At 73.5% G+C, this 26,142-nt stretch carries 23 protein-coding genes and 1 pseudogene; 12 read left to right on the top strand and 12 right to left on the bottom strand.

Annotated features, from left to right (window positions below):
- Positions 1-116 precede the first annotated feature (116 nt).
- From AC24FB_RS06580 to AC24FB_RS06565, 4 genes are all read right to left on the bottom strand, one after another.
- Positions 117-2,111 carry a thioredoxin domain-containing protein gene (locus tag AC24FB_RS06580; RefSeq protein ID WP_425714303.1) on the bottom strand — a complete coding sequence of 665 codons (1,995 nt, stop codon included), beginning with the start codon at positions 2,109-2,111 and terminating at the stop codon, positions 117-119.
- Between the two features lie 109 nt (positions 2,112-2,220).
- Entirely contained in the window at positions 2,221-3,417 is a 1,197-nt protein-coding gene (locus AC24FB_RS06575; protein WP_425714304.1) for an RNA polymerase sigma factor, read from the bottom strand.
- Between the two features lie 158 nt (positions 3,418-3,575).
- Complete coding sequence (locus AC24FB_RS06570; RefSeq protein WP_425714305.1) at positions 3,576-4,001, bottom strand: YciI family protein; 426 nt, start codon at positions 3,999-4,001, stop codon at positions 3,576-3,578.
- 357 nt (positions 4,002-4,358) lie between these two features.
- Positions 4,359-4,550, bottom strand: a complete 192-nt coding sequence (locus tag AC24FB_RS06565) for a CsbD family protein (protein WP_425714306.1) — start codon at positions 4,548-4,550, stop codon at positions 4,359-4,361.
- A gap of 263 nt (positions 4,551-4,813) precedes the next feature.
- On the opposite strand from AC24FB_RS06565, the gene AC24FB_RS06560 reads away from it, so the two are divergent.
- Positions 4,814-7,294, top strand: a complete 2,481-nt coding sequence (locus tag AC24FB_RS06560; protein WP_425714307.1) for a choice-of-anchor I family protein — start codon at positions 4,814-4,816, stop codon at positions 7,292-7,294.
- Between the two features lie 99 nt (positions 7,295-7,393).
- Here AC24FB_RS06560 and AC24FB_RS06555 read toward each other — a convergent pair whose 3' ends face one another.
- Both AC24FB_RS06555 and AC24FB_RS06550 read right to left on the bottom strand, forming a co-directional pair.
- Complete coding sequence (locus tag AC24FB_RS06555; RefSeq protein ID WP_425714308.1) at positions 7,394-8,128, bottom strand: glutamine amidotransferase; 735 nt, start codon at positions 8,126-8,128, stop codon at positions 7,394-7,396.
- A 42-nt stretch (positions 8,129-8,170) separates the two neighbouring features.
- Positions 8,171-8,692, bottom strand: coding sequence for a DUF4190 domain-containing protein (locus AC24FB_RS06550; RefSeq protein WP_425714309.1), 522 nt, complete (start codon positions 8,690-8,692; stop codon positions 8,171-8,173).
- Positions 8,693-8,894: 202 nt separating this feature from the next.
- Here AC24FB_RS06550 and AC24FB_RS06545 point away from each other — a divergent pair, with 202 nt between their 5' ends.
- Positions 8,895-10,268, top strand: coding sequence for a uracil-xanthine permease family protein (locus AC24FB_RS06545; protein ID WP_425714310.1), 1,374 nt, complete (start codon positions 8,895-8,897; stop codon positions 10,266-10,268).
- An 84-nt stretch (positions 10,269-10,352) separates the two neighbouring features.
- Here the strand turns inward: AC24FB_RS06545 and AC24FB_RS06540 are convergent, their stop codons facing one another.
- The 3 genes and pseudogenes from AC24FB_RS06540 to AC24FB_RS06530 all read right to left on the bottom strand — a co-directional run bounded on the left by AC24FB_RS06540 (position 10,353) and on the right by AC24FB_RS06530 (position 12,234).
- Positions 10,353-10,982, bottom strand: a complete 630-nt coding sequence (locus AC24FB_RS06540) for a LytR C-terminal domain-containing protein (protein WP_425714311.1) — start codon at positions 10,980-10,982, stop codon at positions 10,353-10,355.
- Positions 10,983-11,223: 241 nt separating this feature from the next.
- Positions 11,224-11,517 (bottom strand): annotated as a pseudogene (locus tag AC24FB_RS06535) (type II toxin-antitoxin system VapB family antitoxin); the annotation flags it as partial.
- Positions 11,518-11,733: 216 nt separating this feature from the next.
- The gene (locus AC24FB_RS06530; RefSeq protein WP_425714312.1) at positions 11,734-12,234 is read right to left on the bottom strand and encodes a MogA/MoaB family molybdenum cofactor biosynthesis protein; all 501 of its coding nucleotides are present in this window, start codon (positions 12,232-12,234) and stop codon (positions 11,734-11,736) included.
- 175 nt (positions 12,235-12,409) lie between these two features.
- Here AC24FB_RS06530 and modA point away from each other — a divergent pair, with 175 nt between their 5' ends.
- A complete protein-coding gene (gene modA / locus AC24FB_RS06525) occupies positions 12,410-13,183 on the top strand; it encodes a molybdate ABC transporter substrate-binding protein (RefSeq protein WP_425714313.1) in 774 nt (257 codons plus the stop codon).
- A complete protein-coding gene (gene modB, locus AC24FB_RS06520) occupies positions 13,180-15,354 on the top strand; it encodes a molybdate ABC transporter permease subunit (RefSeq protein WP_425714314.1) in 2,175 nt (724 codons plus the stop codon). Before modA ends, modB begins: the two co-directional genes overlap by 4 nt.
- A gap of 68 nt (positions 15,355-15,422) precedes the next feature.
- Here modB and AC24FB_RS06515 read toward each other — a convergent pair whose 3' ends face one another.
- Positions 15,423-15,656: a hypothetical protein gene (locus tag AC24FB_RS06515; protein WP_425714315.1), complete on the bottom strand. Its 234-nt coding sequence runs from the start codon at positions 15,654-15,656 to the stop codon at positions 15,423-15,425.
- A 242-nt stretch (positions 15,657-15,898) separates the two neighbouring features.
- On the opposite strand from AC24FB_RS06515, the gene AC24FB_RS06510 reads away from it, so the two are divergent.
- The 4 genes from AC24FB_RS06510 to AC24FB_RS06495 all read left to right on the top strand — a co-directional run bounded on the left by AC24FB_RS06510 (position 15,899) and on the right by AC24FB_RS06495 (position 19,332).
- Entirely contained in the window at positions 15,899-16,447 is a 549-nt protein-coding gene (locus tag AC24FB_RS06510) for a nucleotidyltransferase family protein (protein ID WP_425714316.1), read from the top strand.
- Positions 16,448-16,678: 231 nt separating this feature from the next.
- On the top strand, positions 16,679-18,088 hold the full coding sequence (locus AC24FB_RS06505) for a UbiD family decarboxylase (protein WP_425714317.1): 1,410 nt from the start codon (positions 16,679-16,681) through the stop codon (positions 18,086-18,088).
- Between the two features lie 9 nt (positions 18,089-18,097).
- The gene (locus tag AC24FB_RS06500; RefSeq protein ID WP_425714318.1) at positions 18,098-18,709 is read left to right on the top strand and encodes a UbiX family flavin prenyltransferase; all 612 of its coding nucleotides are present in this window, start codon (positions 18,098-18,100) and stop codon (positions 18,707-18,709) included.
- 71 nt (positions 18,710-18,780) lie between these two features.
- Positions 18,781-19,332 carry a gamma carbonic anhydrase family protein gene (locus tag AC24FB_RS06495; protein WP_425714319.1) on the top strand — a complete coding sequence of 184 codons (552 nt, stop codon included), beginning with the start codon at positions 18,781-18,783 and terminating at the stop codon, positions 19,330-19,332.
- Here the strand turns inward: AC24FB_RS06495 and AC24FB_RS06490 are convergent.
- Both AC24FB_RS06490 and AC24FB_RS06485 read right to left on the bottom strand, forming a co-directional pair.
- A complete protein-coding gene (locus AC24FB_RS06490) occupies positions 19,287-20,009 on the bottom strand; it encodes an alpha/beta fold hydrolase (RefSeq protein ID WP_487561260.1) in 723 nt (240 codons plus the stop codon). The genes AC24FB_RS06495 and AC24FB_RS06490 overlap by 46 nt on opposite strands.
- Before the next feature lie 89 nt (positions 20,010-20,098).
- Entirely contained in the window at positions 20,099-20,659 is a 561-nt protein-coding gene (locus tag AC24FB_RS06485; protein WP_425714321.1) for a PadR family transcriptional regulator, read from the bottom strand.
- A 90-nt stretch (positions 20,660-20,749) separates the two neighbouring features.
- Here AC24FB_RS06485 and AC24FB_RS06480 point away from each other — a divergent pair, with 90 nt between their 5' ends.
- The 4 genes from AC24FB_RS06480 to AC24FB_RS06465 are packed head-to-tail and all read left to right on the top strand — an operon-like array spanning position 20,750 to position 26,141.
- Positions 20,750-23,179 carry a xanthine dehydrogenase family protein molybdopterin-binding subunit gene (locus AC24FB_RS06480; protein ID WP_425714322.1) on the top strand — a complete coding sequence of 810 codons (2,430 nt, stop codon included), beginning with the start codon at positions 20,750-20,752 and terminating at the stop codon, positions 23,177-23,179.
- Positions 23,180-23,201: 22 nt separating this feature from the next.
- Entirely contained in the window at positions 23,202-23,981 is a 780-nt protein-coding gene (locus AC24FB_RS06475) for an enoyl-CoA hydratase/isomerase family protein (protein ID WP_425714323.1), read from the top strand.
- 1 nt (position 23,982) lies between these two features.
- Positions 23,983-24,885 (top strand): FAD binding domain-containing protein, encoded by a 903-nt coding sequence (locus tag AC24FB_RS06470; protein ID WP_425714324.1) that lies wholly within the window; start codon positions 23,983-23,985, stop codon positions 24,883-24,885.
- Positions 24,882-26,141, top strand: coding sequence for a 2Fe-2S iron-sulfur cluster-binding protein (locus AC24FB_RS06465; RefSeq protein ID WP_425714325.1), 1,260 nt, complete (start codon positions 24,882-24,884; stop codon positions 26,139-26,141). The genes AC24FB_RS06470 and AC24FB_RS06465 overlap by 4 nt, the downstream gene beginning before the upstream one ends.
- Position 26,142: the final 1 nt, after the last annotated feature.

The raw sequence follows: 26,142 nt of genomic DNA, 5'->3' as shown, positions 1-26,142 counted from the left end.
GAGGCCTCCTCGGGTCGGGGATCACCATGCTTGCGCACAGTCGACGCCGGGGAGGCGGTTCGGGAGGGGACGGGCACCCCTGCCCCCGAACCGGCGGGACCGGGCGTCCGACGGTGTCAGTCGAGCGCCACGTACCGCGTGCCCAGGGCGATGTCGACGCGCCAGACCGCTCCCTCGACGTCCTCGGGGGCCACGGCGGCGCACACGTCGAACGAGGCGCGACCGCCCGCGAGCACGCCGGAGACCCACCACCAGGACTCGGCCGGCCGGCAGCCGGACCCTACGCCGATCACCTCGCCGTTCGGTCCGACCAGCTCGGGCACCGGGATGAGCGCACCGATGTCGGCCACGTAGGCATCGTCCCCCGGTAGGTAGGCGGTCGTCACCGGTGCGACGACCAGGACGGCATCGGAGGGGACGTCGTCCTCGATGTGCACGCCGGACGCCGCCGCCTCATCCCGACCCAGCAGCTCTGCGGGCCCCATCTCCAGCTGCCACGGCGCCAGCTCGACGAGGGCGCCTGCCGACGCCGGGACGTCCAGGGCGTCGCCGAGCTGCGACGACTCTGCCGGCTCGGTGTCGGCGAGATCGACACCTGCGCCAGTCTCGTCCTGGGCGAGGTAGCGGACCCCATAGATCTGGCCGTCGGCCGTAGATCCAGGACCGACCAGCCAGACGCCGTCGGTCGGCCCCTCGGGGAGAAGGGTGGCAAGTCGGACGTCGACCGACTCCCCGACCTCGACCCGCGGGTCGGCCCCTGCGTCGTCCCCGACGGCTGAGACGACGCTCCGACGAGTGGCGCCGTCGGGCATGACGAAGGCCGTGTATCCCACGAGGTCGTCGACGGTGCGGGCGGTCGGGCCCGTGTTCGTCACGGTGAGGACGGTCGAGACGGACTCGAGCGACGAGCTCGCATGGTGCGCGGCGAGCCGGGGGTCCGGTCCGGGCCCGGGTTCGACCGTCGAGGGCGCCGCCGAGACGGTGCCCTGGTCCGAGAGCCGGACCGACTGTCCGGTCGCGGCGGGTGCGGCCGGCAGGTGTCCGACGGTGTCGGCCGGATCCGCGGCGGGTGCGTCCGGGGCGTCGAGCTCGAGCTGGCGGACACCCTCGCTGCCGGGAGGCTCCGACCAGCCGGCGTCCCCGACACCCCAGGCCGCGACGGGGACCCATGCCTCGGGCACCAGGACGCACAGGTCGGTCGAGATCGATCCGCCAGGAACGAGGTGGCCGGAGAGATCGGCCCGTCGCAGGTGCCCGTTCTGGGACCGGGCACAGGGTTCCAACGCCATCCTGCCCGCGAGCGTCTCCACCCACGGGACCTGGACCTCGCCGATGTCGACGGTGGTGTCTCCCGTGTTCGTCAGCGTGAGCCGGGTCGAGACCTCGGCGGTCCCGGCACCAGAACCGGCGACGGCAGGCGGAGCGACCGTCGACTCGGAGACGGCGAAGGCCAGCCCGTCGACCTCCGTGGCACGGCCGACGGGCACGGGTGCGACGGCCGACGTCGTCCCCGGGTCGACCAGGTCGGGCTGCGCCGGCTCGGCGACGGCGGGGAGGCGGTCGTCGAAGGACGCGAACCGGGCCTCGGGCTCGTCCGGGGTGCGGCCCGTGCGCAGGAGCCACTGGGCACCGTCGCCCGCCACCAGGTCGGCGGGCACGTCGACGCAGATCGATCCCTCGAACGCGTCGTCGCCGGCGTCGTCGGCGTCCGACGCGGCCTGGCTCAGGGAGTCGTCGGCCGAGCAGTACCCCTGCCCGAACGGCGCGTGCCCGTCCGCACCGAGAACGTCGAGGACGAGGGTGTCGTGCAGCTCGACGGCACCACCGGCGTCGGTCAGGTCGACCGAGACGCGGGCCGTCACGTGTGCGCGCCCCTCACCAGGCTCGTCGTGCTCCCCTTCCCCGGCATCCTCCTCGCCGAGCTCGATCTCCGTCTCCTCGACGGTCACCGAAGCGCCTGCGATCTCGACCGGTTCGCCGGCGGGGACCGGGTCCTGCCAGGTTGCGCCGGTCCCGCCCTCGGCGGACGGGCGGTCGTCGTCCTCGCCGCACGCGGCCAGGCCGAGGCAGGCGAGGACGGCGGCGGTCAGGGCGGCGGTGACGCGTCGCACGGGAGGCCTCCTCGGGTCGGGGATCACCATGCTTGCGCACAGTCGACGCCGGGGAGACGGTTCGGGCGGGCACGGGCACCCCTGCCCTCGGCGCCCGGAGGCCCGGACGTCAGAGCGCGGCCGCCTTGGCCCGCAGCACCTCCGCCTGCCGCTCGTTCCTCGCGAGCCCCGCCGCGGTGACGAGCTCGGACCGTGCCTCCTCTATGCGGCCCAGCCGGGCAAGGAGCTCGCCCCGCACGCTCGGCAGCAGGTGGGACCCGCGCAGCCCCGCCGAGCCGGCCAGCCGGTCGACGAGGGCGAGCGCCGGCGCGGGACCTCGGGCCTCGGCGACGGCGACCGCGTGGTTGAGCGCGACGACCGGACTCGGCGCGAGCCGGCCGAGCGCCTCGTAGAGCACGACGATCCGCTCCCAGTCGGTGTCCTCGAAGCGGCGCGCCACCGCGTGGCACTCGGCGATCGCGGCCTGCAGCGCGTAGGCCCCTCTGCCACGTCCGACGGCGTCGCAGCGCGCCAGCGACTCCCGGCCGCGCCGGATCCGCCCGTGGTCCCATCGGCTGCGGTCCTGGTCCGCGAGCAGCACCGGGCTCCCGTCCGGCCCCGTTCGCGCGGCGAACCGTGAGGACTGGAGCTCCATCAGCGCGAGCAGCCCGTGCACCTCGGCCTCCCGTGGCAGCAGAGCGGCGAGGACCCGGCCGAGCCGCACCGCCTCCTGGGCGAGGTCAGCCCGGACCCACCGCTCGCCGGCGGTGGCCGAGTACCCCTCGGTGAAGAGCAGGTAGACCACCCCGAGGACGGGGCCGAGCCGGTCGCGCCACTCGTCCGGCTCGGGGGTCTCGAAGGGGACCTTTGCCGCGGTCAGCGTCCGCTTCGCCCGCACGATGCGCTGCTGGACCGTGGGTACGGGGACGAGCAGCAGCCGCGCGATCTCCTCCGTCGTCAGGCCCGCGACCACCCGGAGCGTGAGCGCGACCCTCGCCTCCCGCGAGAGCACGGGGTGGCACGCGGTGAACACGAGCCGCAGGACGTCGTCGGGGATCGGCTCCCACTCGATCTCCTCGGTCTCCGAGAGATCGCGGGCGATCTCCCGGTAGCGGACGTCGAGCCGCTCCCGACGACGCCACGCGTCGATGGCCCTCCGCTTGGCGACGGCCGTGAGCCAGGCGCCCGCGTTGCGCGGGACGCCCGACTCGGGCCACCGGACCAGCGCGTCCGCGACGGCGTCCTGGGCAAGGTCCTCCGCCAGCCCGACGTCGCCCGTCACCCGCGCGAGCGTGGCGACCACGCGAGCGCCCTCGATGCGCCACACCGCCTCGACCGTGCGGCGCGCTTCCGCGTCGGCCGCCTCGCGTGCCGCGTCGTCGTCGGGCCGGGTGGTGGTCGTGCCGGCCCTGTCGGGCGCGCTCGCAGGGGCGGGACCGGCCCGTGCCCCGTCGTCGGGCCGGTCCCCGCGGGGCCCGGAGGCGCTCAGCCCCGGGCCCCCTGCTCCTTGCGCCAGCCGCGCTCCTTCTCGAGGAACTCGTTGCCCTCGAGGTCGGCGAAGTCGGACTCCTCGTGCACGCGGCGGACCTCCAGCTTGCTGCCGGGGCCGAGCGGGCAGCGGCTCGCCCACTGTGCGGCCTCCTCCTTGGTGGCCACCTCGATCACCCAGTAGCCGTTGAACAGCTCGTGGGTCTCGCCGTAGGGGCCGTCGGTGACGATCGGCGTCTCGCCGTCGAAGTCGACGACGAACCCCTCCTCCGGGCCCGCCAGGCCCTCGCCGGCGACCATCACGCCGGCCTCCATCATCGACTCGTTGTAGCGGCCCATGGCGTTGAAGATCTCCTCGAAGTCGATCTCCTTGGAGGCCTCGAGGGCGGCGTCGGTGCTGCGCATGATCAGCATGTACTTCATGGTGGTGCCCCTTCGTCGTGGAGGCGCCGGTGCGCCTCCTACCCTCCCGTCGAACGGAGCGCGCCCGGATCGACATCGGCCGTGACGGAATCTCGAGCGGCGGGACGGGCGACAGCCTTCCAGGCGGTGGCGGGTGGGTCGAGAGGATTCGGCGCCCACCGCGCGGCCCACCCCGCGCGGCCCACCCCGCGCGGCCCACCCCGCGCGGCCCACCGCGCGCCGCGCCGGTGCCCACCGTGCGGTTCGCGTCGTCGTCGGACGCGGACGTTCCCTCCGAGGCGCGAACGAGCCCCCGACCCGTGGGGGTCGAGGGCTCGCGGTGCGTTCGCCGGCGGTGCCGGCGTCGGCGGGTGGGTGTCAGGCGCGCGGGGCGTCGTCGCCGTCGATGCGGTCCTGGACGCCCTCCTTGAAGTTCTCGGCGCCCTGCTTCGCCTTGGCGGTGTTCTTCTCGATGTTGCCCTCCGCCTGCGTGCGGCGGTCGTCCGTGGCGTCGCCGAGCTTCTCCTTGGCCGCGCCCTTGATCTCGTCGAACTTGTCACCGAGGCCCATCGGGCCACCTCCTGATGTCGTCGACCTCCCGGCGATCGCCGGGCGTGCATTCCACTGTTCCGCGCCCGGCGCCGCGCCGCAACCGGACGGGTGTGCCGACGGGCGCGCGTTCGCCGCACGCGAGATCGGGGGCACGGCCGACTGGCGGCCTCCGGTCCCACGCCGTCCCGCCGCTCGAGATGTTCACCCGGAGGACACGGCCTGGCCACCGCCCGCTCGTACGTTGAGCATTCTCCCGCCCCACCGACGAAGGTGACCCCCACATGACCCTCAGGCGCTTCCGCGTGTGCGGAGCCGCGATCCTCGGCTCCGCCCTCGTCCTCCCGATCGCGGCACCCGCCGTCGCGGGCCCCGGCTCCGTCCCGGGCCGCACCGCGATCGTCCCCGAGCCGATCGTCCACTCCGCCGACGACCCGTCGGTCTCCCTCGACCCGCTCGGCACGTTCGAGTCCGGCGCGTTCGACGAGGCCGCCTCCGAGATCGTCGCGTTCCACCCGGCCACGCAGCGCACGTTCGTCGTCAACGCCCTCGCCGGCGTCGTCCAGGTCATCGACAGCGCCGACCCGGCGAACCCCGTCGAGGCGGACCAGATCGCCGCCGCCGGCGTCGCGGTCGACGGCGGGGGCACGATCCCCGAGGGCGCGATCGCCAACTCGATCGACGTGCGCGCGGACGGCCTCGCCGTCGTCGCCGTGGAGAACCCGACCAAGACCGACAACGGCTGGCTGATGTTCGTCGACGTCAGCGGCGAGCCCACCGCGCTCGGCGCCGTCGAGGTCGGTCCGCTGCCCGACTCCGTGGCCCTGACCGAGGACGGGGGCCACGCGGTCGTCGCCAACGAGGGCGAGCCCGCGGACGACTTCTCGGTCGACCCCGAGGGCTCGATCTCCGTCGTCGCGCTCCCCGCCGAGGTCGCGGCCGCCACGGCCGACGACGTCGAGACCGTCGCGTTCCACCAGTACGACGATGCGCCCGACACCCTCCCCGAGGGCGTGCGCGTCTTCGGCCCCCAGGTGCCGAACACGAACGACCAGCCCGAGCGGCGCATCTCGCAGAACCTCGAGCCCGAGTTCGTCACGACCGCCGGGACCACCGCCTACGTCTCCGTCCAGGAAGCCAACGCGATCGCCGTCGTCGACATCCCGACCGCGACCCTGACCGCACTGCTCCCGCTCGGCTTCGTCGACCACTCGGTCGAGGGCCACGGCATCGACCCCTCGGACCGCGACCCCGAGGACGCGCCGACGTTCAACATCCGCACGTTCGACAACCTGTTCGGCATCCCCATGCCGGACACCGTCGGCGCCTACACGGTGGGCGACCAGGACTACATCGTCACCGCGAACGAGGGTGACGCCCGCGAGTGGGGCGACTACGTGGAGTCCGTGCGCGTGAAGGACCTCGAGGACGACGGCCTCGGCCCCGTCTCCGAGGACGCCTTCCCGGGCCTGCTCGGCGACGACCAGCTCGGCCGCCTCAACGTCTCCCTCGAGGAGGGCTTCAACGAGGAGACCGGGCAGTACGAGGAGCTCTACGCGTACGGCTCCCGCTCGTTCTCGATCTTCTCCGCCGACGGCGAGCTCGTCTTCGACTCCGGCGAAGACTTCGAGCGCATCACGCACGCGGCCGCGCCCGAGTTCTTCAACTCCAACCACTCCGAGTCCAACCTCGAGGGCCGCTCCGAGGACAAGGGCCCCGAGCCCGAGGGCCTCGTGCTCGGCGAGGTCGGCGACCGCACCTACGCCTTCATCGGGTTCGAGCGCGTGGGCGGCATCGCCGTCTACGACATCACCGACCCCGCGGCGTCGGAGTTCGTCACCTACGTCAACAACCGGGACTTCTCGATCTCCATGGAGGACGAGGAGAACCCGGAGGCCGCGCTCCCGCAGGCCGGCGACCTCGGCCCCGAGGGGCTCGCGTTCGTCACCGCCGAGGAGTCGCCCACCGCGGCGCCGCTGCTCATCGTCGGCAGCGAGGTCTCCGGCACCACCACGTTCTTCCAGGTCACCGACCTGCTCGAGGACCCGGAGGAGCCCGAGGAGCCGGGTGAGCCGACGCCCCCGACGCCGGGTCGTGGGTTCTACCTCAACAACGGGTGGGACGGCCAGGCCGAGCACGAGTTCTCCTTCGGTCGTCGCGGTGACGACGTCCTCGTGGGTGACTGGGACGGTGACGGGCAGGACACCCTGGCCGTGCGTCGCGGGAACGCCTACTTCCTCACCAACTCGCTGTTCGGTGGCGACGCCGAGATCGAGCTGACCTATGGCCGCGCCGGCGACACGGTGCTCGTGGGTGACTGGGACGGCGACGGCGTGGACACCTTCGCCGTGCGCCGCGGCAACGCGTACTTCCTCTCGAACAGCCACGAGTCTGGCTGGGCGGGGACCGAGCTGGACTACGGCCGTGCGGCGGACGAGGTGCTCGTGGGTGACTACGACGCGGACGGCACCGACACCTTCGCGGTGCGCCGCGGGAACGGGTACTTCGTGTCGAACTCGCTGGAGTCGGGCTGGGCGGACGCCGAGCTCGAGTACGGGCGCGACCACGACGAGGTCTTCGTCGGTGACTGGGACGGGGACGGCGTGGACACCTTCGCGTCGCGTCGCGACAACCTGTTCCTGGTCTCCAACAGCCTGGAGTCGGGCTGGGCGGACATCGAGCAGAACTACGGCCGCTCCGGCGACGAGGTCTTCGTCGGCGACTGGGACGGCGACGGCACGGACACCCTGGGCGTCCGCCGCTGACGATCCCCGGCTCGCGAGTCAGCAAGGCTGACGAGTGAGCGGACAGCTCGGCACGAACGAGGGGCGGGCGACCTGTGGGTCGTCCGCCCCTCGCGCGCGTCAGTGGCGGGCGTAGATGCGGGTGAAGTTCTCCAGCACCTTGTGGGCCGCCGAGACGTCGACGTCCTGCACCGCACGCTCGACCAGGGCCTGGTCGGTGGGGTCGAAGTAGCCGGCCATCCGGTAGGCCTCGATGCGCTGGAGGATGCCGGGCACGTCGAGCTCGGGGTGGAACTGGGTGGCGAACAGGTTGTCCCGCACCCGGAACATCTGCACCGGGCAGCGCTCGGAGGTCGCGAGCAGCTCGGCCCCCTCGGGCAGCTCGCGGACGGCCTCCTTGTGGCCGACGAACGCCTGGAACCGCCGCGGCATCCCGGCGCACAGCTCGTGGTCGAGACCCGCGTCGGTCAGCTCGACCGTCGGCGCCGAGATCGGCTCGGCGTACGTCCCGTCGACCACGGCGCCCCGGTGCCGCGCGAGCGTGCCGACGCCGTAGCACGCGCCGAGGAACGGGAAGTCCTCGGCGACCACCACGTCGAGCAGCTCGGCGAGCTCCGCCTCGACCCGCAGCTGCGTGTCCGACTTCGTCTCCTGCGGGACCGACCCGGTGAACGGGCTTCCCCCGACGACGATGCCCGACAGGTCCCCGAGGTCGATGTCCGGCAACGGCCCCTGCTCGAGCCGGACGCGGACGAGCTCGTCGGCGACCAGACCTGTGTAGCGCAGCAGCTGCTCGTACTCCGCGTCGGCGACGGCTGTCTCCGGGCGCGTCGCCAGGAGGAGGAACGGCTTCATGGGCGCGATGCTAGGTCGGCGCCCCGGCGGCGGCGCGCGGGCTCAGAAGAATGAGCGCAACGTCTCGACGAAGAGCTGGATGAGCACGTGGACGCCGACGGTGAGGTAGCCGAGCACGGTGCCCGTCAGAGCGACCCCGCGGCCGCCGGTGTACGGCTGGCGGGAGAGCCGGTAGAGCGTGACGTGACCGAGGGCGATCGCAGCGAGCCCGACCCACGGGATGATCCCGAGGAGGCCGACGATGAGAGTGAGGATCGCGAGCCCGTCCGTGCGGGGCGGCCGGCCCGAGTACCCGGGCCCGCCGAGCGTGGCTTCGAGGTCGACGAACTCGGTGCCCGGGAACGGTTCGGGCCCGGCCGCGGCCGGGGCGCTGGGGGCGGGGGCACCCGACCAGGCCCAGGGCAGCTCGGCGACGCCGTAGGGCGCGGTCGCCGGGCCGCCCGGCGCGGGGGCGGCGCCGTAGGAGGTAGCGGTCTGCCCGGCGTCCGGACCGGTGGGGACGGTCCCGGTCCCGCCGAAGCGACCGACGGTGCCGGAGGGGAGCTGCCAGCCCTGGTCGCTCATCGCTCCTCCGTCCCTCGCGGTTCGTGCTCGAGCCCGCGGCCGCCGGGCGCGCGGGGTGCCGGGCGACGCGCCGGGCCGTGGGCAGCATCCCACATCACCCCGGTCGTGTAACCGGCGGCGCCGCGCCGCCGGACGGGAGCGCGTCGGCGCGCCAGTAGCATGGCGCGGGTCCCGCCCGGGGCCGCTGGTCGAAGGAGCACGGATGGCGTCGGGTCGCACGGAACGCAGCAGTCGCAAGGGTCTTTGGACCGTCCACGGGGACGGCCGGGTCGTGGGCGCGGGTGACGTCGTCGCCCCTGACGAGCGGCTCTCGTGGCCGGCGACGATCGGCATCGGCGCCCAGCACGTGGTGGCCATGTTCGGCGCCACCTTCCTCGTCCCGCTGCTCACGGGGTTCCCGCCCGCGACGACGTTGTTCTTCTCCGCCGTCGGGACCCTGTTGTTCCTCGTCGTCACCGGCGGGCGCCTGCCGAGCTACCTGGGCTCGAGCTTCGCCTTCATCGCCCCGATCACCGCGGTCCAGACCGTCCACGGGGACCCGACGCCGGAGGAGATGGCGCTCGGGCTCGGCGGCGTGCTCGTCACCGGCGCGGTGCTCGCGCTGGTCGGCCTGCTCGTCCACGTGGCCGGCTCGCGGTGGATCGACCTCGTCATGCCGCCGGTCGTCACCGGCACGATCGTCGCGCTCATCGGCTTCAACCTGGCCCCGGCGGCGTGGAACAACGTCCAGCTGGCGCCCGTCACCGCCGTCGTCACCATCGTGTCGATCCTGCTCGTCACGGTCCTGTTCAAGGGGCTGCTCGGGAGGCTGTCGATCCTCGTGGGCGTGCTCGTCGGCTACGCCACGGCGCTCGTGCGCGGCGAGGTCGAGCTCGACGCGGTGCGCGACGCGGCGTGGATCGGGCTCCCCGACCTCTCCACCCCCAGCTTCGACGTCAACGTCCTCGGCCTGTTCGTGCCCGTCGTCCTCGTCCTGGTCGCCGAGAACGTCGGCCACGTGAAGTCGGTGGCCTCGATGACCGGGCGCGACCTCGACCCGGTCACGGGCCGTGCGCTCATGGCCGACGGCCTGGCCACCGTCCTCGCCGGCTCCGGCGGCGGGTCCGGCACCACCACGTACGCGGAGAACATCGGCGTCATGGCCGCGACCCGCGTGTACTCGACGGCGGCCTACCTCGTGGCCGGGCTGTTCGGCCTTGTGCTGTCGATGTCGCCGAAGTTCGGCGAGCTCATCGCGACGATCCCCGCCGGCGTCCTCGGCGGCGCGGCCACCGTGCTCTACGGGATGATCGGCATGCTCGGCGCCCGCATCTGGGTGCAGCACCGCGTGGACTTCTCCGACCCCGTCAACCTCAACACCGCGGCCGTCGCGCTCGTCATCGGCATCGCGAACTTCACGCTGGTGATCGGGGAGATGACGTTCGAGGGCATCGCGCTCGGCTCGTTCGCCACGCTCGTCGTCTACCACGGCATGCGGCTCATCGCGTGGCTGCGCGGGACGGGCCAGGAGTCGGCCTCGCCGGCGTCGGTGCCTGGCGGGGACGAGGTCCGCGGGCGCGGGGGCGCCGAGGGCTGAGGCGTTCGTCCCGGGCCGGGACGGGCGCCCGCGTCTGTGCACGTGTGCCGTCCCCGGGGTGCTCCCGCGGGGCCGCGCCGCAGGTCACCCCTCGGCGGTGGGGGCCTCCTCGATCGGCTGGCAGTCCTCCGGGGCGGCGAGCGGCTGCGACTGGTCGAGGGCCGAGACCTCCTCGGGCGGGAGCATCGCGTCGTAGGCCTCGCCGAGGACGATGTCGATGGACTCGTCCGTCCGGTCGTCCATCGTCACCTCGGCGCTGGGGAAGAGACGTGCGACCGAGTAGGCAGGAACCACGCCCGGCGCGCCCGCGATGATGCGGACCGCGCCGGTCAGCGGGCTGCCCGCCCAGTTGCCCTGCTGGTTGACGACGATCCCCGTCGCCGTGAGCTGCTGCGCCGTGGTGCCGGCGAGCCCGCCGCGGTCGGTCGCGTTGAAGACGTTCGCGGTGATCTCGTCGAGCGGGCGCGGGGTCGAGCCGGGCGGCGGGCACACCTGGGCTGACTCGGACGTCCCGGTCCCGTCGGACCCGGACTCGGGGTCCGCGCTGAACTCGCGGTCGAACGGGCTGGGCAGGATCTGCGCCCAGATCGCTGCGGCGACGAGCGCGATGAGCAGCAGCACGGCCACGAGGCCACCGATGACGGTCGTCTGCCGCTGACGGATGGCGCGTTGCCTGCGCTCGTGCGGCGTCAGCTTGTTGCGGGCCGGGTTCACCGGGCCACCGTAATCGACTCGGTCACGTGCGATCGGTAGGCGGTCGCCGGTGGGCGAGAGGCTGGCGGCGCACCCGGCTCTCCTGCGCCGCGGTCGGCGGCGGGGGAGGCGGGGGCCCGAGGGAGGAGCGCGGCGGCGGGGGCGGGGCCGACCCGAGGTCCGGGCGTGCGCCGCGGGACCGGCTCGACCGGCGGATGGGCGCCTCGATCGCCGTGTGGGTGCCGGTGGGGTTCGTCGGGTCGTCGAGGTCGAGCACCCTGGCGTGGATGACGGTGCGCTGCTGGAGCGCGGCCCGCAGCGCGCGGTGCAGCCCGTCCTCGAGGTAGTGCGTGCCCTGCCAGCGCACGACGTGCGCGAAGAGGTCGCCGAAGAACGTCGAGTCCGACGAGAGCAGGGAGTGCAGGTCGAGCTCTGCGCGCGTGGTCACCAGCTGGTCGAGCCGGACCTGGCGGGGCGCGACGACCGCCCACTCCTTGGGCGTGACCAGGCCGTGGTCGGGGTACGGGCGCCCCTCGCCGACAGCCTTGAAGATCATCGCGTGCTCGTTGCTCCTTGCTCGTGCCGGGGGCCTGCGCCGGGCCTCGTGGCCGCCGACGGCAGGGTGGTGCGCCTTCGATCGTAGGCGGGGGGCCGTCCGCCCGCTCGATCCGTGCCCCGGCGTCTGGTTGCCGTTGCGTCACGGAGGCACGCGACCGTGCAGGGGCTCGGTGGCCGGGATCCGGTTCGGGAGCTCGGTGGCCGGCCCGGGGGCTCAGTGCGCGGCGCCGGCCGCCTGCCCGAGGACGTGCCGGACGAGGGGGGCGACGACGGCGACCGTGTCCCGCACGCCGCCGGTCGATCCGGGCGCGGTGGCGACCAGCGCGGCCCGCTCGCCCCGGTCGGTCAGGCCCACCACGCCCCGGGAGATGACGGCGTGCGGCGTGGCCGCGAGGCCGTGCGCGCGGACCTGCTCGGCGACGCCCGGCAGGTCGAGCGCGAGCAGGGGCGCCACCGCCTCCGGGGTGACGTCCCGCGGACCGACCCCCGTGCCGCCGGTCGTGAGCACGAACCGGGCGCCGGCCTCGAGCGCCGAGCGCAGCGCGCCCTGGATCGCGTCGACCTCGTCGGGCACGACGACGACGTCCCCCGCCACGAGCCCCTCGGACGCGAGCAGGTCCCGGGCCAGCGGGCCCGAGCGGTCCTCCTGGGTCCCGGCGTGGCAGCGGTCGGAGACGGTGATGACGGCGGCGGGCACGTCCGGTGAGCTCGGCATGCCCCCACCGTAGGAGGGCCGGGGCGGATGCCGCACGGTTCACCGCCGGGGGTTCGTCGTCGTTGGGGATTCCGCATGTGCGACAAACGCCCCGGACGTACCCCGCATGTGCGGTGCTAATCTGACCGCCGCGCCGATTCCTCGGCGTCTCCCCGGATCGGAACGGATGGTTGTCGTGCGACGCAGCATCGGACGGGTGGCGTACGCCGCCGGCGCGCTCTCGGTCGCCCTCACGCTCACCGCCTGCGGGTCGGGCGACGACGAGGGCGAGTCCGGCTCGGACGGCGCCGGCGGTGGCGACGGCGGCGGGCTGACGATCTACGTCGCCGCCTCCATGGTCGACGTCCTCACGGCCGCGGCCGACGAGTGGACGGAGACGTCGGGTGTCGAGGTCTCCGTCGTCGGCGGCGGCTCGAACGACCTCGTCGACCAGCTCGTCGAGGGCGCGCCCGGTGACCTGCTCGTCACCGCGAACACGCCCACGATGGAGCGGGCGGTCGAGGAGGGTGCGGCCGAGGACCCGACCGACCTCGCCTCGAACACGCTCGTCGCGGCGCTCGCCCCGGACAACCCCGGCGGTATCGAGACGAGCGACGACGCGTGGGGCTCCGACCGGCTCGTGGTGTGCGCCCCCGAGGTGCCCTGCGGGACCGCGACCGAGTCGCTCGCCGAGCTCAGCGGCGCGGAGTACGACCCGGTCTCCCTCGAGCCCAACGTCACCGACACGGTCGGCAAGGTCGAGACGGGCGAGGCCGACGTCGGCATCGTCTACCAGACCGACGTCGGCGACCTCGAGTTCGTCGAGCTCGACCAGGCCGACGAGGTCGTCAACGTCTCGCAGGTCGCGCTCACCGCGGACGCGGGCGAGGACGCGCAGAGCCTGCTCGACCACTTCCTGTCCGAGGACGTGCGCTCGAGCCTCGACGAGGAGGGTTTCGGCCGCCCGTGACCCGCACCAGCTCCCCCCGCCCGGCCGCGGCCCCACCGTCCGCCGCGGTCGGTGGGGCGGGCCGGCACCCGGCGGTCGTCGCCGTCGGGCTCCTCGGTCTCGCCTGCCTGGTCGTCCCCCTGCTGGGGCTCGTCTCCCGGGTGGACTGGGCCGGCCTGCCGGAGACCCTCCGGCGTCCCGACCTGCTCGAGGCCCTGTGGCTCTCGCTGCGCACCTCGGCCACGGCGGCCGTGGTGACGATGCTCCTCGGCGTGCCGCTCGCGCTGTGGCTGTCCGGGCAGGCGCGACTCGCCCCGGTGGCGCGGCTCCTCGTCCTCCTGCCGCTCACGCTGCCGCCCGTGGTGGCCGGCCTCGCCCTCGTGGCGACCATCGGGCGCAACTCGCCGGTGGGCGCGGTGCTCGGCGCGATCGGCCTCGACATCGGCTTCACGACCACCGCCGTCGTCCTCGCGCAGGTCTTCGTCGCGCTGCCCTACGTGGTGGTGACGGTCGAGTCGGCCCTCCGCGTGCTCGACCCGGCGCCGGCCGACGCCGCGCGCGCCCTCGGTGCGGGGCGCTGGACGGTGCTGGTGCGGATCATCCTTCCCGCGGTCGCACCCGCAATCGTCACCGGCGCGGCGCTCGCCGCCGCCCGGGCCCTCGGAGAGTTCGGCGCGACCCTCACGTTCGCCGGCTCCCTGCCCGGCGAGACGCAGACGATGCCGACGGCGATCTACCTCTCCCGCGTCTCCGACCCCGAGGGCGCGTATGCCTTGGCGCTCGTCCTCATCCTCACAGCGATCGTGCTCATCGGCTCCGGCATGTGGCTCGCGGGCCGGCTCGCCGCCGGCGGTTCGCGTCGGGGCGTCGAGGACGATCCCGAGCCCGACGACGACGATCGGGTGCCGCTGCCGACCGCCCGTCCCTCCGACGCCGACGACGCGGTGGGAAGCCCGCGCGTCGACTCTCCTTCTGCCGAGAGTGCGGGTGGGAGCTCGCGTGCCGAGCCTTCTTCTGCCGAGAGTGCGGCTAAGGGCGCCGGTGCAGGGACCGATCCGGGACCGGTCGGGCTCGACGTCCGCGTCGCCCACCCCGTCCGGGACGTCGACGTCGAGGTGACCGTCCCGGCCGGCTCCGTCGTCGCGGTGGTCGGGCCCAACGGCGCGGGGAAATCGACCTTCGTGTCCGCCCTCGCCGGACTGCTGCCCGACGCCGAGACCGACGTGCGCGCCGGCGTCGGCTCGAATCCCGCGTACGGCACCGACGAGGCTGACGGCACACCCGCCACGAACGGCCCCGCCGGTGCGATCGCGCCGAGGACGGCCCTGCTCAGCCAGAACCCCGGGCTCCTGGTCAGTCAGAGGGCGGTCGACGCCGTCGCGCTCGGGCCGCGCATCCGCGGCGCGCGCACCCAGCCCGCCCGGGAGCAGGCGCGGGCGGCGCTGCGCCGTGTCGGTGCCGCGCACCTGGCGGACCGCCGCGTCGGCACGCTGAGCGGTGGGCAGCGCGCCCGGGTGGCGCTCGCGCGGGCGCTGTCGGTCGATCCCGACGTGCTCCTGCTCGACGAGCCGTTCGCTGCCCTCGACGTGGGGGCGGCCGCCGAGGTCCGGGCGGTGGTCCGTGACGTCATGCGCGGTCGCACCGGCATCCTCGTCACCCACAACCTGCTCGACGTGGCCACGCTCGCGGACCATGTCGTCGTGCTCACCGACGGCCGCGTCGCCGAGTCCGCGCCCGTGGCGGAGTTCCTCGCGGCGCCGCGCTCGGGCTTCGGGCGCCGCCTCACCGGGGTGACCTCGCTCGTCGGCGAGCGGACGGCCGGCGGTGGGGTTGCGGTCGCCGGGGTCGAGCTCATCGGCGTCGGGACGGCCTCCGACGGGGCGGGCGGAGGTACGGCTGCGCGCTCCGGGTCGGACGGCGACGCGCCCGCCGGGGGTCGATGCCTCGTGCACGTGCGAGCCGCGGACGCCCGGGCGAGCCTGGACGACGGCCCCGGCGTGCTGAGAGCCCGCCCGGTCGCGGTGACGGCCTCGATCGGCGCGATCCGCCTCGAGGTCGAGCTCGACGACGGTCAGACGCTCGACGTCGACGTCCCGCCCGGCTGGCCGGGGCTCGACTCGGACGTCGTCCAGGTCAGCGTCGAACGGTTCGTCACGAGCGACGACGACGGAACTGTCTGGGCGGACCGCTGACGGCCGGGACGCAGAAAGCGGGTGGTGCCTGCGATGCGCCGCGCCGGAGACGCGCGGTGCCGGCGTCGTCAGTGGGTGGCGCGGGACTCCCACCAGTCGGCCGTGTACCGCAGCCCGCCGTACCGCGGAGGGGTCACGGTCGCGGCGGGGCGGAACGACGACTCGACGTCGTCGACCAGCTCGGTGGACGGAAGCATCCAGGCCGCGTCGGGCGAGAGGGCCGAGGGGGCGCCCCGGAGGTCGTCCCCGGTCACGGTCGCTTGCGGCCTCGTGGGGCTGGTGGTCGCGTCGTTGCTGACCATCGCGGGTCTCCCTCCAGTTTCGTCGAAGTACCCAGGACCTACCGTCCCTGGTAGATGCGTGACCGTAGTCCATCACGAGGACGCGCGATGACGGGGGACGACACGTGGACAGTTCTCTCCGGGTGGCCCGAGCGGCGCGCCTGTGGACCCACGTGCGTGTGTCGCGAGCGGCGGTCGGTGGTGCGAGTCGCGACGGGTGGTGCGGACTTGGCGCGGGGCTGCGACCGGGGGAGGCTGACCGCATGGTGACGAGCAGGGCGCACGACCCGGGTCCGACGGTCGGCATGCTGCTCGCCGCCGGTGCGGGGCGGCGCTACGGCATGCCGAAGATCCTCGTGCCGGGCTGGCTCGCGCACGGCGTCGACGCGCTCCGCGTCGGCGGGTGCGACGAGGTCCTCGTCGTCACCGGTGCGGCCAGGCCCGAGCTGCCGGACGGCGCGGCCAAGGTGCACTGCCCCGGGTGGGAGCGGGGGATCGGCGCCTCGCTGCGCGCCGGTCTCGACGCGGTGCCGGCGGGGACCCGGCGCATGGCGATCCACCTCGTCGACTACCCGGACATCGGGCCCGACGTCGTGGCGCGGGTCCTCGCCGCCGCCGACGACGACCTCGTCCGGGCCTCGTTCGCCGGGCGGGCCCGGCACCCGGTCGTGGTCCCGGCCGCGCACCTTGGCCCCCTGCTGGCGGAACTGACCGACGACGACGGCGCAGCCCCCTACCTGCGCACCCAGGAGGTCCGGCTGGTCGAGTGCGGCGACCTGGCCGGGGGTGAGGACGTCGACACCCCGCGGTGACGGGCCTCCCGAGGGCGTGCGGACGAATGACGCCGCGCCGACCGTGGCGGTCGACCTTGACGCCCGTCCGATAGTCCGGCCAGGATGGTCCGAGACGGACTACGCGACGAGGCGACCGGATCGTGCCGAGCCGCCCGCCGGTCCGTCGGCACCGCTGCGTGGACACCCGGGTCGGTCGAGCCGGCCCAGAGGCGCAGGGCGCACCGATCCGGCGACCTGGAGGACGACACGATGACGGACCACGTGCAGGGCGAGGGAGTACCCCCCGGGGCCGACCTGCGGGGCTGGCTGGACCACCTCGCCGGAACCGACCGGCTCTCCGTCACACGGACGGGGCTCGGTCTCCGGCACGAGGTCGCCGCGGTCGCCAACCGTCTGGACGGGACGTCGGCCTCCCTGTTCCCGCACCCCGACGGGCACCCGGGCTCCGTCGTCTCGGGACTCCTCTCTCAGAGGTCCTGGATGGCGGAGGCCCTCGGGGTGGACGAGGGATCCCTCGTCCGCACCTTCGAGGAGGCGTGCCTGTCGCCGGTCCCGTGGGCCGAGGTCGCTGACGCCCCGGTCCAGGAGGTCGTGCACGACGACGTCGACCTCGAGCAGATCCTCCCGATCCCCACGCACAACGAGCACGACAGCGGCAGCTACATCACGGCCGGTCTGCTCATCTCGCGTCAGCGATCCACCGGTGCCCAGAACGTATCGATCCATCGCCTGCAGGTCAGCGGGCCCGACCGGCTCGGCGCCCTGCTCCTGCCCCGCCACACCCTGCGGTTCTTCGAGGAGCGGGAGAACGACGACGAGGACCTCGACATCGCCGTCGTCGTGGGCGTCGACCCGCTCACCCTCATGTCCTCGCAGGCGATCGTCCCGCTCGGGCAGGACGAGCTGGAGATCTCGGGCGCGCTGCGCGGCGCACCGCTGCGCGTGACGCGGTGCCTGACGAACGACGTCCGCGTCCCGGCCGACGCGGAGATCGTCATCGAGGGGCGCCTGGTGGCGAACCGGCGCGAGCCCGAGGGGCCGTTCGGGGAGTTCCCGCAGTACTACGGCGAGCGCGCCGAGCGGCACGTCATCGAGGTCGACCGTGTCACGCACCGCCGTGACCCGGTCTTCCACACCATCGTCGGAGGCGGGCTCGAGCACCTCCTGCTCGGTGGCATCCCGCGCGAGGCCTCGTTCCTGTCGCACCTGCGCAGGAGCTTCCCCTGTGTGCGGGACGTCCACCTCTCCCTCGGAGGCGTGTCGCGCTACCACCTGTACGTGCAGGTCGACTCGCCGCAGCCGGGCGAGGCGAAGAACGTCATCCTCGGGGCGCTCGCCACCCACTACGACATCAAGCACGTCACGGTGGTCGACACGGATGTCGACCTCCACGACCCGCGGGAGGTCGAGTGGGCGGTCGCGACCCGGTTCCAGGCGGACAGCGACCTCGTCGTCGTCGAGGGATCCCAGGGGTCGAAGCTGGATCCCTCCACGCAGGCGGGGGTGGGCGCCAAGCTCGGGTTCGACGCGACCGTTCCCGTGGGGTCGCCCGACATGAAGTTCCTCCGGATCCGCGTCCCCGGCGAGGCGGAGGTCGACCTCGACGCGGTCGTGGATCGATCGACCGGGGACTGGCGCAACTCCGTGGCGACGCGGTAGGGAGTGACGATGGACCTCAGTGACATGACCCCGCGCCTCATCGTCGGCATCACCGGTGCGTCCGGCGCGGCCTACGGCGTACGGATGCTCGAGGTGCTCCGGGACACGCCGGTCGAGACCCACCTCGTCGTCAGCAAGGCCGGCCGCCTGACGCTCGCCCAGGAGACGGGCATGCGGATGTCAGACCTCGACGACCTCGCCGACGTCGTGCACCCCAACCACGACATCGGAGCGACGATCTCGAGCGGCTCGTTCCGGACCATGGGGATGGTGGTGGCCCCGTGCTCGGTCAAGTCCATGTCCGAGATCGCCTCGGGTGTCACCTCGTCGCTCATCGCACGCGCCGCGGACGTTCAGCTCAAGGAGCGGCGGCGCCTCGTCCTCATGGTGCGGGAGACGCCCCTGCACCGGAACCACCTGCGCAGCATGGCCGAGCTGAGTGAGCTGGGCGCCGTCATCGCGCCGCCGGTGCCGGCCTTCTACACCCGTCCGACGTCCGTCGAGGAGGTCGTCGACCACTCGGTCGGGCGTGTGCTCGACCTCTTCGACATCGAGGTCGGTCTCGTGTCCCGATGGGCGGGAGTGTCGACGAACGCGAGGACGCCCGACGACGCTCGCTGAGCCGGGTGCGTCGATCGCCGGCGGCGGCCCGATGATTGGATGGCACGACCGTCGACGTCGAGGAGAACCCGATGCCTGAGAACACCGCCCGCTCCGCGCAGGTCCTGTCGCTGCCGGAAGGCGCGACGCCCGAGGTCGCGCCCGATGCGTTCGTCGCCCCCGGCTCGACCCTGGTCGGCCGTGTTCGCGCCGGCGAGCGCTCTAGCGTCTGGTACGGCGCCGTGCTGCGGGCGGACCTCAACGGCCAGGAGATCGTGCTCGGCGCGCGGAGCAACATCCAGGACAACGTGAGCGTCCACGTCGAGGTCGGGCACTCCACCCGCATCGGCGAGGGCGTGTCCGTCGGGCACAACGCCGTGGTCCACGCGGCCGAGATCGAGGACGACGTCCTCATCGGCATGGGCGCGGTCGTGCTCACGGGCGCCCGGATCGGCGCCGGCAGCCTCATCGCCGCGGGGACAGTCGTCCTCGAGGGCACGGAGATCCCGCCACGCTCGCTCGTCGCGGGGGTCCCGGGCAAGGTGCGCCGACAGACCACCGACGACGAGGTCGAGGCGATCCGTCGAAACGCCGAGACCTATCTCGAGCTGTCGGAGACCCACGCGGCCGCGCGCGGGGCCTGAGCGTCCGCGTCGCCCGCCGCCCGCCGGGCCGCGGCGTCGGCCCGCAGCCAGAAGTCCTCGACGAGAGCGCTGAACGGCTCGCCGACCAGCGGCACCATGTGGTTCCGCCCGGGCAGCACCGCACGTTCGGCCCCCGTGCCCGCAGCGAGCGTGTCGGCCACCGCCTCGAACCCGGCATGGTGCCCGCCGGAGACCACGAGCACAGGGAACGGGGCGGCGCGGAGCGCGGCAAGATCGGGGCGGGCCTCCCAGGGGCCGCGGGAGCCCATGACGGCGCGGACGCCGTCCGCGAGCGCGGCGGGAAGCGGTGGCCGTGGCCACGGGCGCTCGCCGATCGTGCGGGAGAAGCGGTCCCAGAACTCGAAGGGGTCCTCGACCTGTTCCGCCCACAGCGCCATGAGGCGCTCGCGGGTCTCCACCACCGTCGGGGCATCGGAGACGCCGAACGCGGGCGGCTCGACCAGCGTGAGCGACCGGACTGCGTGCGGCGCCAGGGCGGCGACGTACATGGCCGAGACGCCCCCGTTGGAGTGGCCAACGAGGTGGGCACCGTCCCCGAGGAGCCGGGCGTGCCCGGGCGCCTCCGTCTCGAAGTCGACCCGCACCCGCGGGCTGCAACCGTAGCCGGGCCGGTCCGGCGTCACGAGCGTCCACCGCTTCGCAAGCCCCCGCTGCATGCGCCACCCCGACGCACCCGTGGCGGCGTCGCAGTGCAGGAGAACCGCACGCGGGCCGCTCCCCGTCTCCGGCGCGTGGACCCCGCCTCTCATGCCCCCTGCCGCCGCTCGACCTGCGCGCTGACCTCGTCGGCGAGATCCGTCCAGAACTCCAGCGCCGCGTGCTCGATCCGCTGCCCGAGCCGGAGCGAGCGCAGCCGTGGTTCGAGCCGCGGATCTCCCTCGTATCGCGCCGCCATGTCGTCGTACACGCCGAGACGTTCGGTGTGCTGCCGGACCTGCTCCTCGGCGAGGCTCAGGAGGTCCTCGTCGGTGGCCAGCTCGCCGAGGAACAGCTTGAGCTCGGCGACGTCGCGGATCTGCATCGGGTCCGTCACCGGCTCGGCGAGCCACCGGGTGAGCTCAACGCGTCCGGCGGTGGTGAGGGAGAAGGTCTGGCGGCGCCGACCGTCGGACTCGGCCTCGACCTCGAGCAGTCCCGCCTCGGCGAGCCGGCGGGGCTCCGAGTAGAGCTGGGCGTGCGGGAAGGGCCAGAAGTAGCCGACCGAGCGCCCGACGGCCCGCTTGAGGTCGTACGAGGTGGACGGGCCGCGCAGCCCGATCAGTCCGAGGACGACGTAGGACGTCGTCGAGAGGCGCACCTTTGACATGCCGTCGACCGTACTCTAGGTTCATCCTCCGAGACGGACCGTACGAAACGGAGCGTAGAGGGCGACGTTGCCCCGTGGACGGAGGATGCGATGACCGGGGACGAGCCGGGACGGGAGAAGTTCGTGGGGCAGGGCCTCGCGCGCCTCGAGGACCCCGCGCTGCTCACGGGCCGCGGGCGATTCCTCGACGACCTCGACCCGCTGCCCGGCACGCTCGTCGCCGCGGTCGTGCGCAGTCCGCATCCGCACGCGTACATCCGGTCGGTCGACCTCGAGCGGGCGCGCGCGTACCCCGGCGTCGCTGCCGTCATCGGCCCCGACGAGGTGCTCGAGGCGCTCAAGCCGTTCCCGCTCTCGCTCCGCGCCCCGATGCCCTACTACCCGACGGGCACCGACAAGGTGCGGTTCGTCGGTGAGCCGGTCGCGGTCGTCGTCGCGACCGACCGGTACACCGCGGAGGACGCCGCCGAGCTCGTCCGGGTCGACTACGAGCTCCTGCCCGCCGTGGTCGACACCGCGAAGGCGCTCGAGCCGGGTGCGCCGCTGCTGCACGACACGGCGGAGAGCAACGTGGCCAGCGATCGCACCTTCACGTTCGGCGAGGTCGACGACGCGTTCGCCGCCGCCGCGCGCGTGGTGACCGGCGAGTACAGCTTTCCGCGGTACTCGTCGACCCCGATGGAGTGCTACTCGGTGATCGCCGAGTGGCGGGACGAGGCCGACGGGCCGCGCGTCACCGCCTACTCCAACTTCCACGGCCCGTTCTCGATGGTGCCGGTGCTGTCCGGTGCGCTGGGGATCGGGCCAGCCCAGCTCCGGCTGATCGTGCCCGAGGACAACGGGGGGAGCTTCGGCATCAAGGCCGGCATCTACCCGTACATCGCGCTCATGGCCCTCGCGAGCCGGCACGCGGGGCGGCCCGTCCGCTGGACCGAGGACCGCAACGAGCACCTGCTCGCGAGCTCGGCCGGCTCGGACCGGCTCATGCGCTTCTCCGCCGCCATCGACGCCGACGGGATGGTCCAGGCGCTCGACGTCGACTTCACCGAGAACGTCGGCGCCTACCTCCGACCCCCGGAACCCGCGACCCTCTACCGCTGCTTCGGCAACATCACCGGGGCCTACCGGATCGACGCCGTCCGGCTGCGGTCCCGCGCCGTCGTCACGAACAAGACGCCCACCGGGCTCAACCGGGGCTTCGGCGGCCAGCAGCTCTACTTCGGGCTCGAGCGCGTGATGGACAAGATCGCCCGCACGACCGGTACCGACCCGGTCGAGCTGCGGCGCCGCAACCTCGTGCGCACCGGCTCGTTCCCGTACGCCACGCCGACGGGCGGCATCTACGACTCCGGGGACTACGAGAGAGCCGTCGAGATGCTGCTCGAGTCGACGGGCTACGCGCAGCTGCGCGCCGAGCAGGCCGAGGCCCGGGCCCGGGGCGAGCTCGTCGGCAGCGGGGTCGCTCTCGTCGTCGAGCCCTCGGCCACCAACATCGGCTACGTCGGCCTCGCGACGCCGGCGGAGGACCGCCCGCCGGGGCGGGACAAGTCCGGGTCGACCGAGCACGTCCGCGTCACGGTCGACCCGTTCGGGGTGGTCTCGGTCCTCCTCGGCACCGTCCCGCAGGGTCAGGGGCACGCGACCGTCGCCCGTCAGGTCGTCGCCGACCAGCTCGGCCTGCCGCTCGAGCAGGTGGTCCCCAAGGTCGACATGGACACCGACAGCACCCCGTGGACAGTGACCTCGGGCAGCTACTCCTCGCGGTTCTCGCCGCTGCTGACCTCCGCGATCGTCGAGGCGACCGACCGGATCTCGGCCTCGATCAAGGTGGCCGCGAGCGTCCTCCTCCAGGCCGAGCCGCACGAGCTCGAGCTCGCCGACGGCCTCGTCCGCGTGGCTGCCGAGCCCGACCGGTCGGTGAAGTTCCGCCACGCGGCGGGGGTCGTGCACTGGGACCCGGGCTCGCTGCCGGACGGCGTGGACGCGTCCCTCTACGCCGAGGCGGCCTTCACCCCGCCCGAGGCGAAGGCCCCCTCGCGCACGGACCAGGTCAACTCCTCGCTGTGCTACGGATTCGTGGCCGAGCTCGTCCAGGTCCGGATCGACCCGGAGACCTACGAGATCTCCATCGAGAAGGTGACCGGCGTGCACGACGCGGGGACCGTGCTCAACCCCCTCCTCATCGAGGGCCAGGTGCACGGCGCGATCGTCCACGGGCTCGGTGGCGCGCTCTACGAGGAGATGGCCTACACCGAGTCCGGCCAGCCGACCTCGACGTTCATGGACTACCTCGTGCCGACGTCGGCCGAGGCGATGTTCCCCCTCGTGGGGAACCGGATCGTCACGCCGTCCCCGGTGACCCGCCTCGGCGCGAAGGGCTCCGGCGAGGGGAGCTCGATGAGCTTCCCCGTCGCGGTCGCCAACGCCGTCGAGGACGCGCTGTCCGAGCACGACGTCGAGATCTCGCGCCTCCCGCTCCACGGCAACGTCATCCACGACCTGCTGACCACCTCCCGCTGACCCACGAAGGAAGAGAGCCGACATGCCCCTGACCGGTGGAGACATCCGACTCGAGCGCAGCCACGACGGCCGCGTCGCCAACCTCACGCTCGACCACGGGCGCTTCAACATCGTGACGATGGAGACCCGCGCGCTCATGGCGGAGCGGTTCGCCGAGATCGACGCCGACAAGAACATCGGCGTCGTCGTCATCCGGGGCGAGGGCGAGCACTTCACCTCGGGCGGTGACATCGCCGGCTTCATGGAGGTCGAGCCGTTCGACCTCACCGACCTCGGCCAGGACATCACCGCGCCGGCGCGCTCGCCCAAGCCCGTCATCACCGCGGTGGACGGCTACTGCTTCGGCGTCGGCTTCGAGCTCGCCCTGTCGACCGACATCCGCCTCGCGACCGCGCGTTCGGAGTTCGCGCTGCCCGAGATGCGGCTCGGGATGATGCCGGGCAGCGGCGGGACCCAGCGGCTCGCCCGCCTCATCGGGCTCTCGCGGGCCAAGTACCACGTGCTCACGGCCGAGCGGATCAAGGCGCAGCAGGGTCTCGACTGGGGCCTGCTCGCGTCGGTGTCCGAGGACCGGGACGGGCTCGAGGCCGAGGTCGAGCGCATCGTGTCGACGCTGCTGGGCTACTCGCCGGTCGCCCTGCGCACCGCCAAGGAGGTCCTCGACCGCGGGATCGACGGCCCCCTGGCCACCGGTGTCGAGCTCGAGCGCAAGTCGTACTCGATGCTGCGCGCGACCCACGACTTCGCCGAGGGCGTCGCCGCGTTCACCGAGAAGCGCTCGCCGGTCTTCGAGGGCCGCTGACATGAAGGCCGCCCCCTTCGCCTACGTCCGTCCGACCCGGCTGGCGGACGTCGTCGCCGAGCTCGTCGCAGCGGACGAGCAGGGCGGCGGCAAGGTCATCGCCGGTGGACAGTCGCTCGTCCCCGTCCTTGCGATGCGGCTCGGCCGGCCGGGGACCCTCGTCGACATCACCCAGGTCCCCGAGCTCGGTCAGGTCGGTGTGTCCGACGGCGTCCTGCGGATCGGGGCGGCCGTCCGGCAGCGGCGCATCGAGCGTGAGTACCGAGGCACCGTCCCGTTGCTCAGCCAGGCACTCCCGTGGATCGGCCACCGGGAGATCCGCAGCCGGGGCACGGTGTGCGGTTCGCTCGCACACGCCGACCCCTCGTCGGAGCTCCCGGCGGTCGCGCTGTGCTTGGGCGCCACGCTCGACGTCGCGGGGCCGGACGGCCGGCGCCAGGTCGCGGCAGACGACTTCTTCGTCGGCGCGATGACGACGGCGCTGGGGCCGACCGACGTCGTGACCTCGGTGCGGATGCCCCTGCCGGGGCGGGGCGAAGGGTTCGGGTTCTCCGAGGTCGCTCGCCGGCACGGCGACTTCGCCCTCGCGGGCGTCGGTGTCCGGGTGCGGATCCGCGACGGCGAGATCCGCGACGCCCACGTCACGAGCTTCGGTGTCTCCGATCGCCCGCAGCGCCGGGACCTCGGCCCCGCGCTGGCCGAGGCCATCACGCGTTCCGACGGCTCGGCCACCGACCTGGCGTCCCGGCTGACCGAGGCGACCGACGCCATGGCCGCCGACGTCGTGACGACCGGGGGCGACTCGAGCGGGTCGCCCGCCTACCGGCGTCGGCTCGTCCGCACGCTCGCCGCCCGCGAGCTGGCCCGCGCATATACCTCGACCCTCCGGAGCGTCGCCGCATGAACCCCCCACGCCCGTTGTCCGCCACGCTCGACCGCCTCACCGGCCGCTCCGGGCGACAGGAGGAAGCTGCGTCCGAGACCCTCAGGGTCGAGGCGGGGGAGACCCTACGGGTCTCCTTCACCGTCAACGGCCGCCCCGCCACCGTCGACGTCGCGCCCCGCGTCACGCTCTCGGACGCGCTGCGCGACCACCTCGGCCTCACGGGCACGCACATCGGCTGCGAGCACGGGGTGTGCGGGATGTGCACCGTCGTGGTCGACGGCGACGCCGCGCGGGCCTGCCTCCTCCTGGCCTGCCAGCTCGAGGGCGCCGAGATCATGACGGTCGAGGGCCTCGGCAAGCCGGACGACCTCCACCCGCTCCAGGAGTCCTTCGGCAAGCACCACGCGCTCCAGTGCGGGTTCTGCACGCCCGGCCAGCTGATGAGCGCCTACGACCTGCTCGACCACGAGCCCGGGATCGACCGCGAGGAGCTGCCGGAGAAGATGTCCGGCGTCCTGTGCCGCTGCACGGGGTATCGCAACATCATGGACGCGGTCGCCGAGGTCGCCGAGGAGCATCCGGACGGCGTCCCGGCGCCCCGCAACTGCGCCTCAGCCGCGCTCCTCCCACGCGACAACGGGGGCGGGCGTGCGTCCGCCGCCGCGGAGCACGCGGAGGACGAGGACACCGGTCCCGTCGAGATCCGTATGCCGCAGACCGAGCCGACCGTGGCGATCGAGGTCGACGAGCAGGTCCGGGCCACCCCGGACGAGCTCTGGGCCGTCATGGCGGACACCGATCGGCTCGCCCGCTGCCTGCCGGGCGCCGAGCTCGTCGCCGACCTCGGGGACGACCGCTACAAGGGCCGCATCCGTGTGGCGCTCGGCCCGGTCAAGCTCGCCTTCGTCGGGGACATCCACGTGGCCGAGCGGGACGAGACCGACCGACGGATCGTCGCGCTCGCCCAGGCCGAGGACGCGGGCGGCGGGAACGTGCAGGCCGAGGTCCTCCTCTCCGTCTCGCCGGACGGTGAGGGCAGCGCCGTCCATGCCGAGGCCGACCTTCACATGACAGGACGGATCGCCCAGTTCGGGCGGTCCCTCGCGGGGGACGTGAGTCGAGAGATGTTCGGGCAGTTCACACGCGCGCTGGACGCCACGGCGCGCGGCGAGGAGCCCGTCACCACCGCACCACCGAGCGCGATCGCCATGGTCACGCAGCTCACCGCCGCGCGCCTGCGCGGCGTCGTCAACCGCATCACGAGGAGGAACTGAT

It is taken from the genome of Georgenia sp. Z1344 (assembly GCF_057652375.1).
Note: the sequence above shows the minus strand (reverse complement) of the source record. Positions and strands in the feature narration are given on the sequence as shown.